Source organism: Pseudomonas sp. PA15(2017) (assembly GCF_001945395.1).
In the GTDB taxonomy this organism is placed as follows: Bacteria; Pseudomonadota; Gammaproteobacteria; order Pseudomonadales; family Pseudomonadaceae; genus Aquipseudomonas.
In genome coordinates this window covers 20,919-35,962 of sequence record NZ_MSXV01000006.1, presented here as the reverse complement: position 1 = coordinate 35,962, position 15,044 = coordinate 20,919, and the positions used below count along the sequence as shown (strand labels likewise).

Here is a 15,044-nt window from a genome sequence, read left to right as displayed (position 1 = left end):
ATGTTTATGCAAGTTCATCCGGGGCTCCTGGAAGGCTGTGTTGGTCGCGCTTCCAGAATTCCGGGAACGCCCCGGATGAACAACCTACTGAGAGATCACACCTAGTCCATGCCCGTGAAGCCGGCGCGCGCATGGCGCGCTCCCACAACAGTGGCGACCGGCATGACTCACACGCGTCCATAGGCGTGGGAGCGCGGCCTTCTACACCATCTGCAACCGCTGCTTGCGCGTCGGCGCCGGGTAGGCGCTGTCGATCGCCTGCAAATCGGCGGTGCTGAGTTGCAGCTCAGCGGCCGCGGCGTTCTCGGCCAGATGCCGGGGATCGCTGGCTTTGGGAATCACCAGCACGTTGGGTTGGCGTAGCGCCCAGGCCAGGGCGACCTGGGCGGCGGTCGCACCATGCTGCTGCGCCACCTGCTGCAGCGCGGCGTCCGCCAGCAGTGCCCCGCCCTGCCCCAGCGGACAGTAGGCCATCAGCGGCATGTTCTGGCGCTGTTGCCACGCCAGCAGGTCGAACTCCACGCCTCGTTCCTCGGGGTTGTAGAGCACCTGATTGGTCGCGCAGGCCGGCTCGCCGAGTTCCTGCAGATCGTCCAGATCGAAATTGGAAACGCCCCAGCGGCCAATCTTGCCCTGCTCGCGCAGGCGCTCGAAGGCTTCGACCGTTTCGTCCAGCGGGTACTGGCCGCGCCAGTGCAGCAGATAAAGGTCGATATGTTCGCTGCCCAAACGCCTGAGGCTACGTTCGCAGGCCGCCACCACGCCACTGCGGCTGGCGTTGTGCGGGTAGACCTTGCTGACCAGAAAGACCTGCTCGCGCTTGCCGTAAACCGCCTCGCCGACGACCTCTTCCGCGCCGCCTTCGCCATACATTTCGGCAGTGTCGATCAGCCGTAAGCCGCGCTCGACGCCCTCACGCAGCGCGGCGACTTCGCCTTTGCGCCGATCACGGTTTTCGCCCATGCGCCAGGTGCCCTGGCCTATCACCGGTACCTGAGTGCCGGCCAATTCGAGTGTGCGCATCATGCTTCCTCCTGGTGATTGCATCCTGACCGGCTGGTATGGCTCAGGTTCAGGCCAACGACGCGAACCTAGGTTTCTGTAAAGGCAGGATTTTTTTGGCCGCTCGGTCGGACAGTGCGCCGCTCAACGGCTACGCTGTAAAGGAAAGGACAAGCCAGGGCCAGTTAACCATGGGCGCACTATGGCGATCCGACTCCGCACCGCCTGTACGCGAGCACAAGGTCGCGACCGCGGTGCCGCGCAAAACCCAGCCCCGCAAGCACCCTGTGCGCTGGGTAGTTAGCTCGACGCTGTTGCTGGGGCTGATCGGAGCAAGTGGATTGCTGATCTACGAACTGCGCACCGCCCATTTCCAGTCCAGCCAACTCAGTCGCTACGCCGCCACGCTCACCTATGAAATCGAAGAAGGCCCCAGTGACGCCATCGTCTATCCCGGTAGCGGGCCTTTCGATCAACGCCAGGGCTACAGCCGCCTGCCGACCTTCATCGAACGCCTGCAGGGCCGCGGTTTCGAGGTACTGCAGCAAGCCCGTTTCTCGGCTGCGCTTAGCAACTACGCCGAGCACGGTTTCTTCCCGCCCTTCGCCGAGAAGGCGCAAACCGGTGTGAACATCGAGGATTGCCGCGGCACGCCCTTCTATACCGTGCGCAACCCACGCCAGCGCTACCCCGACTTCACCGCCATTCCACCGCTGGTGGTCGGCAGCCTGCTGTTCATCGAGGACCGCCAGCTGCTCGCCGCAGAACCCGCCGAAGCCAACCCGGCGGTGGACTGGCCGCGTTTCGTGAAAGCGGCACTATCCCAGGTCGGCAAGTACGCTGGCATGCAAGATCAGTCCGCCGGCGGCAGTACCCTGGCCACTCAGCTAGAGAAATACCGCCACTCACCGGACGGCATTACCCATGCACCGGCCGAGAAACTGCGACAGATGATCTCCGCCAGCGTGCGCGCCTACCAGGGCGGCCCGCAAACGCTGGAGGCCAGGCAGAACATCGTGCGCGATTACGTCAACAGCGTGCCGCTCTCGGCCGCCCCCGGCCATGGTGAAGTGCATGGCCTGGCCGATGGCCTGCGCATCTGGTTCGGCGTGGATTTCGTCACCACCAACCGCCTGCTCGAGGCCGGGCAGGCCAGCGATGCCAACCTGGCCGAACGGGGCCTGGCGCTGCGCCAGGTACTGTCGCTGATGATCGCCCAGCGCCGGCCCTCGTATTACCTCGCCCAGGGCCGTGCGGAACTGGCCGCGCTGGTCGACAGCCACCTGCGCCTGTTGGCCGACGGTGGCGTACTGGACAGCACGTTGCGCGACGTGGCCCTGGCCCAGCAGGTGACTTACCGCGACTGGCAGACCGATCCCAACCTGCAGCGCATCGACAGCGACAAGGGCATCAGCATGGCGCGGGCCCGGTTGGCTGGCCTGCTCAACCTGTCCTACTACGAACTCGACCGCCTCGACCTGGAAGCCCGCGCCAGCCTCAATTCTGACCTGCAGCAACAGGTCAGCCTGTACCTCGAACAGCTCGCCGACCCCGCCTTCGCCGAAGGCGTCGGCCTGTTCGGCGATCGCCTGCTGTCGCCCAGCAAGACCGGCGACGTGCGCTACAGCTTCACCCTGTTCGAGCGCACGCCCACTGGCAATCAGGTACGCGTGCAGACCGACAACACCCACCAGCCCTTCGATATCAACGAAAGCAGCAAGCTGGAGCTGGGCTCCACCGCCAAGCTGCGGGTCATGGCGACCTATCTGGAAGTGATCGCCGAACTGCATGGCCGGCTGGCGGGTATGAGCCTGGCGCAACTGCGCGGGCAGGACGTGGCCGATCAGGATCTGCTCAGCCGCTGGGCCATCGACTACCTGCGGGCGAACCCGGGTGCCGACCTGGCCGGCATGCTCGACGCCGCGCTGGAGCGCCGTTATTCGGCGAGCCCCGGTGAGCGTTTCTTCACCGGCGGCGGCCTGCACACCTTCGGCAACTTCCGCCGAGAAGACGATGGCCGGCGCCCGACCCTGCGCGAATCGCTGCGTGAATCGATCAACCTGCCCTTCGTGCGCCTGATGCGCGACCTGGTGCGCTACAGCACCTACCAGGCACCGGGCAACAGCGCCGCCCTGCTCAAGGACGACAAGGACCCACGGCGCCAGGAATACCTGAGCCGCTTCGCCGACCGCGAGGGCACCACCTTTCTGCTGCGCTTCTGGCGCAAGTACCAGGGGCAGTCGGCCCAGGAGCGCCTGGACACCTTCATCGGCGGCCTGCGCCTGACCGATACGCGCCTGGCGGCCGTGCATCGCTACCTGATGCCGGAGGTCGATCAGGCGACCTTCGCCAGCTTCATTCGCGCTCACCTGCCCGGCGCGCGCATCAGCGACAAGCGTATCGACGAGCTTTATCGGCGCTACGGCCCTGGCGCCTTCAGCCTGCCGGATCAAGGCTATATCGCCCGCGTGCACCCGCTGGAACTGTGGCTGCTGGCCTACCTGAGCGACCATCCCCAGGCTGCCTTCAACGATGCGGTGACCGCCAGCGCCGAGCAGCGCCAGGAGGTCTATGGCTGGCTGTTCAAGAGCCGTCACAAGAGCGCCCGCGACAGCCGTATTCGCATCATGCTGGAGGTCGAGGCCTTTCTGGATATCCACCAGCGCTGGCAGAACCTGGGCTACCCGTTCGAGTATCTGGTGCCATCGCTCGCCACCGCCCTGGGCAGCTCGGGTGATCGCCCTGCGGCCCTGGCCGAGCTGATCGGCATCATCCAGAACGACGGCATCCGCCTGCCCACCGTGCGCATCGACAGCCTGCATTTCGCCGGCGGCACACCCTACGAAACGCGGCTGGGGCACGTGCTCGAAGCGGGCAAGCGGGTGATGGCCCCGGAGGTCGCCGCAGCGCTGCGCGAAGCCCTGTCACAGGTGGTGGATGGCGGCACCGCACGGCGCTTGCAGGGTGCTTTCACCCTGGCCGACGGCAGCCCGTTGACCCTGGGCGGCAAGACCGGCACCGGCGACAACCGCATGACCAGCGTCGGCCGCGGTGGCCAGGTGATCAGCTCGCGGGTACAGAACCGCACCGCCACCTTCGTGTTTTTTCTCGGCCCGGACCACTTCGGCACCCTCACCGCCTTCGTGCCGGGCCGCGCCGCGGAAAACTTCCGCTTCACCTCAGCGCTGCCGGTGCAGGTGCTCAAGGGCATGCAACCAATCCTCGCGCCCTACCTGCAGACCGGCGCCCGCACGCAATGTGCGCCGCCACCGCAGCAGCAGACGGCGCAGGTGGTTCGCTAGCACAAGGCCGCACACTTCGTGGGAGGGGCTTTAGCCCCGAGCTCTTTGTTTGCCTTGATAAAAAGCTCGGGCTGAAGACCATCCTACAAAAGCGGCAGCAACGATGCCGCTTGTGCCTTGCTCGCACCTTTCCCTACCGCCAACGAACCCTAGCGCTTGTGCCTCAGATACAACGCCTCCACCTTCTCCCGCGCCCAGGGCGTCTTGCGCAGGAAGGTCAGGCTGGACTTGATGCTCGGGTCGTTCTTGAAGCAGCGGATGTCGATGCGCTGGGCCAGGCCGTCCCAGCCGAATTGCTCGACCAGTTCGGTCAGGATGGTCTGCAAGGTGATGCCGTGCAGCGGGTCTTTGGACGAGGTCATGGTGGGTTCCTGATGGCTGGGCGGCCAGCTTACCAGCCGCCACCAATGAAAAGGCCCGGACAGTGTCCGGGCCCTCGTTAAGCGAAACGGAGCGGGCGCGATCAGATATGCGCGTCCTGGTATTCCTTCTCGGCTTCGTCGAAACGTTTGACCATCGCTGGCGAGGCCGGGTGACCGATCTTGCTGAACACGACGATGGCCAGGGTGGCGAGGATGAAACCCGGAATGATCTCGTACAGACCCAGACCGATGAACTCCTTCCAGATCACCACGGTGAACGCCCCGACCACCATGCCGGCCAGGGCGCCGTTGCGGGTCATGCCCTTCCAGACCAGCGACAGGATCACTACCGGGCCGAAGGCCGCGCCGAAACCGGCCCAGGCGTAGGACACCAGGCCCAGCACCTTGCTTTCCGGGTTGTAGGCAATGGCGATGGCGACGACGGCAATCAGCAGCACCATCAGACGACCGACCCAGACCAGTTCGGTCTGGCTGGCGCCCTTGCGCAGGAAGGCCTTGTAGAAGTCTTCGGTCAGGGCGCTGGAACATACCAGCAGCTGGCAGCTCAGGGTACTCATTACCGCCGCCAGGATGCCCGACAACACGATACCGGCGATCCATGGGTTGAAGAGGATCTTGGTCAGTTCGATGAACACGCGTTCGCCGTTTTCGCTGACCGGGCCAGCCAGGTCAGGATTGTTGGCAAAGTAGGCGATGCCGAAGAAACCGGCCGCCACGGCACCCGCCAGACACAGGATCATCCAGATCATGCCGATACGGCGCGCCGCCGGAATCGACTTGACCGAATCGGCCGCCATGAAGCGCACCAGAATGTGCGGCTGGCCGAAATAGCCCAGGCCCCAGCCCAGCAGCGACACGATGGCGATGAAGGACAGACCTCGGAACATGTCGAAGTTGGCCGGGTTGGCCTGCTCGATAGTGGTCATCGCCGCATCGAAGTCGCCCAGGGCAAGAATCACGAATACCGGGGTGATCAGCAGCGCGAAGATCATCATGGTGGCCTGTACGGTGTCGGTCCAGCTCACCGCCAGAAAGCCGCCGACGAACACGTAGAGAATGGTTGCCGCTGCACCCACCCACAGTGCGGATTCGTAGCTCATGCCAAAGGTGGATTCGAACAGGCGTGCACCGGCTACCACGCCCGAGGCGCAGTAGATGGTGAAGAACACCAGAATCACCAGCGCCGAGAAGATACGCAGCAGCTTGCTGTTGTCTTCGAAACGGTGAGTGAAATAGTCCGGCAGGGTCAGGGCATTGTTGTTGTGCTCGGTGTGCACGCGCAGGCGACCGGCGACGAACAGCCAGTTCAGCCAGGCACCGATGATCAGGCCGATGGCGATCCAGCTTTCCGAGATGCCGGCGATGAAGATGGCGCCCGGCAGGCCCATCAGCAGCCAGCCGCTCATATCCGAGGCACCGGCGGACAGGGCCGTCACGAAGCTGCCGAGGCTACGACCGCCGAGGATGTAGTCGGAGAAGTTCTTGGTCGCCCGGTAGGCAACGAAGCCGATCAGCACCATGGCCAGGATGTAGACCACGAAGGTGACCAGCATGGGAGTACTTGCAGTCATTGGGGAATGCCCCTCTCGTTTGTTTTTATTCAAACCGGGGATTAGCCGGTCCCAGTTGGCACATCACGACTACGGTCGTGCTCCAGGTACACCACTCTTCTGGCGGTGTTACCGATTCGGGGCATCAGCCCCCAATAGCAAAACGGGCAGAAATCTCATCGATTCCCACCCGTTGCCTGTTACTCGTCGCCCAGCGACAGCAATGAGGCGTTTCCGCCCACCGCCGTGGTGTTCACCGAGGTGGTGCGCTCGTTGACGAAGCGCAGCAGGTAGCTCGGGCCGCCGGCCTTCGGGCCGGTGCCGGACAGGCCGCAACCGCCGAACGGCTGCACGCCGACCACCGCACCGATCTGGTTGCGGTTCACGTACAGGTTGCCGACACGCGCTAGGGCTTCGATGCGGGCGGCAGTTTCCTCGTTTCGGCTGTGAATGCCAAGGGTCAATCCGTAACCGGTGGCGTTGATGGCCGCGACCACGTTCTCCAGATCCGCCGCGTCATAGCGCACCACGTGCAGCACCGGGCCAAACTGCTCTTTCTTCAGTTCGTGAATACCAGCGATCTCGAAGGCCACTGGCGCCACGAAATGACCGTTCAGGTCGCCTGCCACGGCCGCCTCGGCGATCAACTTGCCTTCGCCCTTGAGTTGGTCGATATGCGTCAGCAGGCCTTCGCGGGCCTCGGCATCGATGACCGGACCGATGTCGTTTTCGCGCAGGTGGGTCGGGCCGATCTTCAGTTCGGCCATGGCGCCCTTGAGCAGGTCGATCACCCGGTCGGCGATATCGCGCTGCACATAGAGCACGCGCAGGGCCGAGCAGCGTTGGCCGGCGCTGGTGAAGGCCGAACCGACGGCATCCTTGACCACCTGCTCGGGCAGTGCAGTGGAGTCGACGATCATCGCGTTCTGGCCGCCGGTCTCGGCGATCAGGGCGGCGATCATGCCGTCCTTCTCGGCCAGCTGGCGGTTGATGATCCGCGCCGTGTCGGTGGAGCCGGTGAAGCACACGCCGGCGACGCGCGGGTCGCGGCAGAACACGCCGCCCAGGGTGGCGCCATCGCCCGGCAGGAAGGCGATCACGTCTTTCGGCAGGCCGGCCTCGAACATCAGTTCCAGGGCACGGGCAGCGATCAGGCTGGTCTGCTCGGCCGGTTTGGCCAGCACCACGTTGCCGGCCACCAGGGCCGCGCTGATCTGGCCGAGGTAAATGGCCAGCGGGAAGTTCCACGGGCTCACGCAAACGAAAATGCCGCGGCCTTCATGGAACAGTTCGTTGCGCTCGCCGGTCGGGCCCTTGAGTTCTTCACGGCCCAGTTTCAGGCGCGCCTGCTGGGCGTAGTAACGGCAGAAGTCGACTGCCTCGCGCACTTCGTCGATGCCGTCCTGCATGGACTTGCCGGCTTCCACGGTGCACAGCGCCATCAGCTCGGCACGGTGTTTTTCCAGCAGGTCAGCCAGGCGCTCGAGCACGCTGGCACGGGCGTCGATGGGGGTGGCGTTCCAGTTCGGCCAGGCAGCGCTCAGGCCATCCAGCGCCTGGGCGGCCTGGGCGGCGGTGGCGAACTGGGCGGTGCCGACCACCTTGTTCAGATCATACGGGCAGCGAACTTCCTGAGCGGTGCCGCTCAGGGCCTGGCCGTTGATCACCGGCGCGGCCTGCCACTGGCGATCCAGCTGTGGCCGGTAAGCGTTTTCGAGTTCGGTCAGCGATGTCTGGATGTTCATGTTGATGCCCTGGGAGTTTTTCCGTGTGGCCCCGTACAGCGCAGGCGGCAGCGGGATTTTGTTATTGGCGAGGCTGGCGAACTTGCGCAGCTGGGTGACCGGGTGATCGATCAGCGACTCGACCGGCACGCTCGGGTCGACCAACTGGTGCACGAACGACGAGTTGGCACCGTTTTCCAGCAGGCGACGCACCAGGTACGGCAGCAGGTCCTTGTGGGCGCCGACCGGGGCGTAGATGCGCACGGTCTTGCGGTGCCTCTCCAGCACCGTGTCGTACAGCGCGTCGCCCATGCCGTGCAGACGCTGGAACTCGAACTCGCGCGGCGACGCCTGCTCGGCGGCCATCGCCAGGATGCAGCTGACGGTATGGGCATTATGGCTGGCGAACTGCGGGTAGATGACGCCGCGGGTGAAGTCGCTGAGCAGGTAACGCGCGCAGGCCAGATACGAGGTATCGGTACCTTCCTTGCGGGTGAATACCGGGTAGCCGTCGAGGCCCCACACCTGGCACTGCTTGATCTCGCTGTCCCAGTAGGCGCCCTTGACCAGGCGCAGCGGCATCTTCTCACCGAGCTCCTTGCCCAGCAGGGTCAGCCACACCAGCACCGGCAGGCAGCGTTTTGAGTATGCCTGGATGACCAGACCGAACTCGCCCCAGCCGGCAATGGCCGGGTCACGCAGCAGCTTTTCGTAAAGCTCCAGGGACAGCTCGAGGCGATCCGCCTCTTCAGCGTCCACCGAGATGCCAACGCCGAGCTTGCGGGCACGAATGGCCAGCTCGCGCACGTTGGCGAACAGCTCGCTGAGCACGCGCTCGCGCTGGGCCGTTTCATAGCGCGGGTGCAGTGCGGACAGCTTGATCGAGATCGACGGCTTCGGCCCTGGGCCGACCTGCGGCTCGGCGCCGACGGTGTCGATGGCCTTGCGGTAGTCGGCCATGTATTTCTCGGCGTCCTCGGCGGTCAGTGCCGCTTCGCCAAGCATGTCGAAGGAATAGGTATAGCCCTTCTCGCGCTCCGAGCGACCATTCTTCAGCGCCTCGCTGATGGTGCGGCCGAGCACGAACTGTTTGCCCATCAGCTTCATGGCCTGGTTCATCGCCGCGCGAATCACCGGCTCGCCGGAACGCTGGATGAGGCGACCGAGCACCTTCTTCGGGCGCCCGTCGGCAGCTTGCGGGTCGACCACCTTGCCGGTCATCACCAGGCCCCAGGCCGCGAAGTTGACCAGCACGTTGTCGCTTTTGCCCAGATGCCGCTCCCACTCGGCGGCGCTGAGCTTGTCGCGAATCAGCGCATCGGCGGTGCTGGCATCCGGCACGCGCAACAGCGCCTCGGCCAGGCACATCAGCATCAGGCCTTCCTGGGTATCGAGGCTGTACTGGCGCAGCAACGCGTCGAGGGTATCGACCGCATTGTCGCGACCGCGCACATCCTGAATCAGGCTGCGCGCCTGCTGACGAATGCTCTCGATACCGGCAGCACCGGGATCGGCGAGCTTGAGCAGTTCCTGCAGGTACGCGGTTTCGTCAACGTTGTAGTTGGCACTGATGGCGGGAAAGAAATCGGCGGCTTTGGCGGCGGAGATCTGCGCGAGAAACTCCGGCTGCAAGACCTGGCTGGCTTTGAACATCACGCCCATCCTCTTGTAGGGATTATCTATGGGGTACCCCTGCTTTGGGTCTAGCCCAGATACGAGGATCTGGCGATCACAGGCGTGCAGAAGCGGATGGCGGAATTTAGTGGCAGATCGGTGACGGCTTCTTGCGAAAAGCTCTGGAGTTTTTGCAGAAAACTCCGAATAACCCGTCAGGCCCAGAGGCTGACGAAGCGGCACGGCTGTGTGCGCAAGAGATGGTGAATGACGCCGGCGCTCTGTTTGCCACCGTCGCAGTGGCCCTGCCCGGCTTACTGCGCTGCGGATGAGCACGTATTCTTGCCGTCACCTCCCGTCGACGCGCTATCGTGTCGGCCTTGAGGAAATCCTGGCAAGCGCCGGTGCGCGCTCGCGAACGAGGCCGCGGCTCCAGCTACAACCATCACATCCGCAGGCCAAGACCCGAATTAATCCATTACCCGGAGTTGAAAGCATGTCGCTGAGCATCAAGACCCCTCTTCTGGAATCGCTGCCGCTGAGTAACCGTGTCGGTGCCAAGGTGTGGATGAAGATGGAGGCCATGCAACCAGGCGGGTCCTTCAAGATTCGCGGCGTTGGCTTCGCCTGTGAGCAACACCACGCAAGGGGTGCCGAGCGCTTCATTTCGTCGTCGGGCGGCAATGCCGGGCTCGCCGTCGCCTATGCCGGGCGTCGCCTGGGTGTACCCGTTATCGTGGTCGTTCCGCAGACGAGTTCGGAGCGCGCACGAAGCCTGCTCAAGCAGGAAGGGGCTGAAGTGATCGTTCACGGCGAGTCCTGGTTCGAGGCCAACGAGCTTGCGCGTTCCTTGCAGACGGCAGCGGACGCCTTCATTCATCCCTTCGACGATCCACTTCTGTGGAAAGGACATGCCTCGATGATCGACGAGGTCGTCGCCGATGGCCTACGTCCGGATGCCGTTGTGCTCTCGGTCGGCGGTGGCGGTCTCCTGGCCGGCGTCGATGAGGGCTTGCGTCGCAATGGCCTCGACAATGTGCCGATCTATGCCGTCGAGACGCAGGGAACCGCATCGCTGCAGGCCTCCATCAGCGCAGACCAGCTCGTGGAGATCCCGGCGGTTTCCGGGGTCGCGACCTCCCTTGCAGCACGTCAGGTTTGCCGCAGAGCCTTCGAAGTGTCAAAAGAGCGGCCCGTGATACCTGTTCAAGTGTCCGACCGAGAAACTGTAGAGGCGTGCCTGGCCTATCTGAACGATCACCGCACTCTGGTCGAGCCAGCTTGCGGCGCAGCCCTTGCAGTGCTGTATGGCAGCAAGGTTTCCCTGGCTGAGTCGAACAACGTGCTGGTCATCATATGCGGTGGCGCCACCGCAACCATCGAGTCGCTGCTTACCCTGCGAGGTTGATAGCTGATTTATAGGCACATGGTACGAGTGGATAGCGGTCTTGGAGGGCCACTGCTTTTCCACCCGCCGCAGCTAATAACACGGGCTGGGGCAGCAACGGTGGATGAAAAGAGCGTCATCCACCCTACATGAGGAAAATCGGCTGTAGGGTGAACAACGCGAAGCTTGTCCACCATGAAGCAACCACCCGTACGTTCAATGAGCGCCCGCCGTACAACAGGCTGCGCGATAAACCGCTACTTCTCCACCCGCCGTAGCGCGCGATAAAGCGTGGAACGATGGACGCTGAGCGCCTTGGCCGCCTGATCGACCGACTGGCCTTGCTGATCGATCAGCCGTTTCGCCTCGTCGATCTGCTCGTTGGTCAGCGTCGGCTTGGCGCCGAACTTCACGCCGCGCGCCTTGGCGGCCTCACGGCCGTCCTTGGTTCGCTCCAGGATCAGCGAGCGCTCGAATTCGACGATACCGGCGAAGACCGCCAGAACGGCCAAGCCGTTTTCCGTCGTGGTGTCTGCCCAGGGTTCGGAGAGGCTGCGCAGGCCTGCTCCGCTGATATGAATGCGCTCGGCGATTTCCAATAGTTCCCGGGTGCTGCGCGCCAAGCGATCGAGCTTGGTGACGGTGAGCACGTCGCCAGGACCCAGTTCGCTGAGCAGGCGGGTCAGTTCCGGGCGATTACGCCAGTTATTTTTGGTCTGCTCGGACACCAGCCGGGTACAGCCCGCCAACTCCAGGCCGAACAGCTGGCTGAGCAAGCTGGGCGTTTCACTGGCTCGCGCATAGCCCAAAAAACGGGGGCCACTCTGCTGGCCCTGCTCTGACTCTGGCAGTTGGCTCATCGTCGGGCAGTTTTCATCGAGGCGTCATTTCGGGCCAGTTGAGCCGTGGAAAGGCTGCCTGCAGGCAAGGGAAGCATCGGTTGAACAAGGCTGGAATCACGCTGTTTTTACTCTGCGCTGGCGGCCCGACAACGCGGAATTGAACCTGCCTTGCCGCGACCGCGGTGGCGCCCAGTCGATAACCTACACCAAGCGCCACGGCAAGAAAAGGCTGCGTGTGACGCCCAAAATCGCGGCCTACGAGGTGTCGACCGCGCGTGAGTCGCTGCACTCACCCTGGCCGGCGAACCGGCAGTTTTTGATTCGCTACGCCAGGCTTCTCACCTGGTATTACCTTGTAGGGTTCTGTTCGCGAGACTTCGAACGAAAAGCGCCTGCGCTCGGAGACGCTTCGTACAGGCCCAAATAGGAATGTCGCGTGCGGTGCGTAGAGGTCAAATGAAGATATCCTGAGGAGCTAGCTGGCCAACGAGAACAATGGCAAAGTCGGGTTGCCCGCTGCCGGAGAAATCAACGCTGAACACGCTGGCTCCCGTACCCTCATCAAACCGAATAGACGCCTGGCCTTTGCTGCCGTCAAACGCGTCACTGAAGGATAAGCCGCCGATGGCCCCTACTTCGCCCATGCCACTAAGGTCTAGCTTGTCCAGTCCAGACTTGAAGTCGAAGATGATGTCTGGCTCGTCGGGTGTAGACTCCAGTACGGAGGAATAAAGAAAGGTGTTACGGCCGGAGCCGCCCCACAGATTATCCCCTCCCGCCCCCCCAAAAATAAGATCATTTCCGCCGCCCCCGCGGAGGGTATTATTCGTGCTTACGACACCGTCTAAATTCGGCTGAAGGGACAGGTTGCCAATGATCAAGTCGTTTCCATCGCCACCTATCGCATTTTCTATTGTCACGCCTTCGGCAATGGACAGATTACCCACATAACCGTTGGTGCTGGAAAACGTTCCTGGCGTAAGGCTGATTATCTGGGATTTGTCGTAGCCGGAAAGATCCAGGGTGTCTTCGCCACCCGCATCCCATATCGAGAATATAGGCGCAGTGGTGGCTCCCGCTGTGATGGTATACTCAGGGCCAGCATTCGAGTTATACCCGTAGACAGTGTCGCCTGCTCGGGTATTGAGGTTAGCACCGTAAAGATCAGTGATCGTGGCGATGTCGTCCATCTGCGGTGCGTGTGGAAAGTACCTGACAGGGTGACCATCGTCATCGTTCAGCTTGAATGTCTGACCGCTAAAGGCCTCGTCCCAGTAACTCATTACCGAATAGGCAATGGTGTCCTCTTTGTAGTCCGCATAATCCACGTAATTAGCATCGGGCTCTTCGCCCGTATAAGGCGACGGGTGATCCAAACCCAACGCGTGACCAATTTCATGCACCATTGCAAGTCTGTCGATACTGCCTATCGGCACGGGCGACGTGTCACTCCGCGTGTTTAGCCAAACCTCAGAAGACAGCAAACTGTCACCTAGTCTTTGGGTAACAGTAAATCCATGCTTCGTGGAGGCATCATCGGAATAGCTGCCGAACACTATATTCACTCTGTCGCCATCTGCGGCCTCTTTGAACACTATGTTCGCCACATCTGACCAGGCCGTTAGCGAGTCCCTGACCACTTCTTTTTGAATCGATGAAAACGGCTGGAAATCACGAACTTTTAAAGCGTCAAGTTCGCTTACTGATGCCGCTTCTCTGAATGCATACCTTAATACCTGTGCCTCTTCATCGGCCGAGAAATACCATTTTTTATTTCCCGTTATCGCCTCTACCGCTTGCGCAGTAACATAGGATGTTTTGCCGTCAACGCTTCCTCCACCTCGAGACATGCCGTTTACAACCATTTCAAGAAGCTCGAATGCTCTACTGGGATTGGTTTTTGCCAAGAAGAATTCTGTACCGTCCATGCTGGTCTCACTCAATAGACTTGGGATTAACCTCCATGACGTCGATGCGACAGACGCCATCCACCTTTATTCCCTGTGTGGCCATCAGAGAATTCGGGGTCGGGTCGGGCTAATCACGCCCGGTTACCAGGGAGGGGGAGGTGGCGTTAAGCCTTCATGTCTCGGACTGCTCCTCTTTATAACAAAGTTTAGCCACCATGCAACCAGCATCAAGCCAAGGATAAGCGAGGCGAAAGCAGCAGTACGACCGGCGCGCGCGCTGTAATTTTTTCGGGGTTGCTCAGGTGCGAAACCGCATCACGGCGCTCAGAACCCGTCGGTGATTTTCTGCGCGCTAATCCCGCTCGACTAGAAAACGAAAACGCCGCCGTTCCCTTTAGGGAACGGCGGCGTTTGTGTTGGCAACGCGTGATCAGGCGGTGAGCCGGGTCAGCGCTTCGCGGTACTTGTCGGCGGTCTTCTGGGCGACGTCGGCCGGCACGGCCGGGGCCGGCGGCTCCTTGTTCCAGCCAGTGGACTCCAGCCAGTTGCGCACGAACTGCTTGTCGAAGCTCGGCGGGTTGGTGCCTTCGGCGTAGCTGTCGGCAGGCCAGAAGCGGCTGGAGTCAGGCGTCAGCACCTCATCCATCAGGGTCAGGGTGCCGTCCTCATCGAGGCCGAATTCGAACTTGGTATCGGCGATGATGATGCCGCGGGTGGCGGCGTATTCCACCGCTGCCTTGTACAGGGCGATGGAGGTGTCACGCACCTTGGCGGCCAGTTCGGCGCCGATGATCGCTTCGCATTGGGCGAAGCTGATGTTCTCGTCATGGTCGCCCACGGCAGCCTTGGTCGACGGGGTGAAGATCGGCTCGGACAGCTTGGCCGCTTCCTTCAGGCCGGCAGGAAGCGCGATGCCGCATACGGTGCCGTTCTTCTGGTATTCCTTCCAGCCGGAGCCAACGATGTAGCCGCGCACGATGGCTTCCACGGCGACCGGTTTGAGGCGCTTGGCGACCACCGCACGGCCCTCGACCAACGGCAGCTCGGCGGCCGGCACCACGTCTTCGACACGATCACCGGTGAAGTGGTTGGGCACCACATGGGCCAGCTTGTCGAACCAGAAATTGGAGATGGCGGTGAGGATCTTGCCCTTGTCCGGAATCGGCTGCTCGAGAATCACGTCGAAGGCCGACAGACGATCGGTGGCGACCATCAGCATGCGCTTGCCGTCGATCTCGTAGAGGTCGCGGACTTTGCCCGAATAGATCTTTTTCAGGCTCAGGGAAGGTGTGGTCATTTCGAGATCCGCCTCGTCGCGTGAAAGTCGCAC

9 protein-coding genes are annotated in these 15,044 nt (G+C 62.4%); 2 read left to right on the top strand and 7 right to left on the bottom strand.

The window, feature by feature from the left end; translation table 11 throughout:
* Positions 1-201 precede the first annotated feature (201 nt).
* Positions 202-1,023, bottom strand: a complete 822-nt coding sequence (locus tag BVH03_RS02110; protein ID WP_075959654.1) for an aldo/keto reductase — start codon at positions 1,021-1,023, stop codon at positions 202-204.
* 170 nt (positions 1,024-1,193) lie between these two features.
* On the opposite strand from BVH03_RS02110, the gene BVH03_RS02105 reads away from it, so the two are divergent.
* Positions 1,194-4,304, top strand: coding sequence for a transglycosylase domain-containing protein (locus tag BVH03_RS02105; protein ID WP_075959651.1), 3,111 nt, complete (start codon positions 1,194-1,196; stop codon positions 4,302-4,304).
* Positions 4,305-4,453: 149 nt separating this feature from the next.
* Here BVH03_RS02105 and BVH03_RS02100 read toward each other — a convergent pair whose 3' ends face one another.
* From BVH03_RS02100 to putA, 3 genes are all read right to left on the bottom strand, one after another.
* Positions 4,454-4,666: a VF530 family DNA-binding protein gene (locus BVH03_RS02100; RefSeq protein WP_075959650.1), complete on the bottom strand. Its 213-nt coding sequence runs from the start codon at positions 4,664-4,666 to the stop codon at positions 4,454-4,456.
* Positions 4,667-4,767: 101 nt separating this feature from the next.
* On the bottom strand, positions 4,768-6,258 hold the full coding sequence (putP, locus tag BVH03_RS02095; RefSeq protein WP_075959649.1) for a sodium/proline symporter PutP: 1,491 nt from the start codon (positions 6,256-6,258) through the stop codon (positions 4,768-4,770).
* 179 nt (positions 6,259-6,437) lie between these two features.
* The gene (gene putA / locus BVH03_RS02090) at positions 6,438-9,614 is read right to left on the bottom strand and encodes a bifunctional proline dehydrogenase/L-glutamate gamma-semialdehyde dehydrogenase PutA (protein WP_075959648.1); all 3,177 of its coding nucleotides are present in this window, start codon (positions 9,612-9,614) and stop codon (positions 6,438-6,440) included.
* A gap of 457 nt (positions 9,615-10,071) precedes the next feature.
* Between putA and BVH03_RS02085 the strand changes: the two genes are divergently transcribed.
* Positions 10,072-10,983, top strand: coding sequence for a pyridoxal-phosphate dependent enzyme (locus tag BVH03_RS02085; protein WP_075959647.1), 912 nt, complete (start codon positions 10,072-10,074; stop codon positions 10,981-10,983).
* Between the two features lie 236 nt (positions 10,984-11,219).
* Here the strand turns inward: BVH03_RS02085 and BVH03_RS02080 are convergent, their stop codons facing one another.
* The 3 genes from BVH03_RS02080 to BVH03_RS02070 form a co-directional block, all read right to left on the bottom strand.
* A complete protein-coding gene (locus tag BVH03_RS02080) occupies positions 11,220-11,822 on the bottom strand; it encodes a recombinase family protein (RefSeq protein WP_075959646.1) in 603 nt (200 codons plus the stop codon).
* Between the two features lie 434 nt (positions 11,823-12,256).
* Entirely contained in the window at positions 12,257-13,732 is a 1,476-nt protein-coding gene (locus tag BVH03_RS02075; protein WP_075959645.1) for a M10 family metallopeptidase, read from the bottom strand.
* 412 nt (positions 13,733-14,144) lie between these two features.
* Positions 14,145-15,011, bottom strand: coding sequence for a phosphoribosylaminoimidazolesuccinocarboxamide synthase (locus tag BVH03_RS02070; RefSeq protein ID WP_075959644.1), 867 nt, complete (start codon positions 15,009-15,011; stop codon positions 14,145-14,147).
* Between the last annotated feature and the right edge of the window lie 33 nt (positions 15,012-15,044).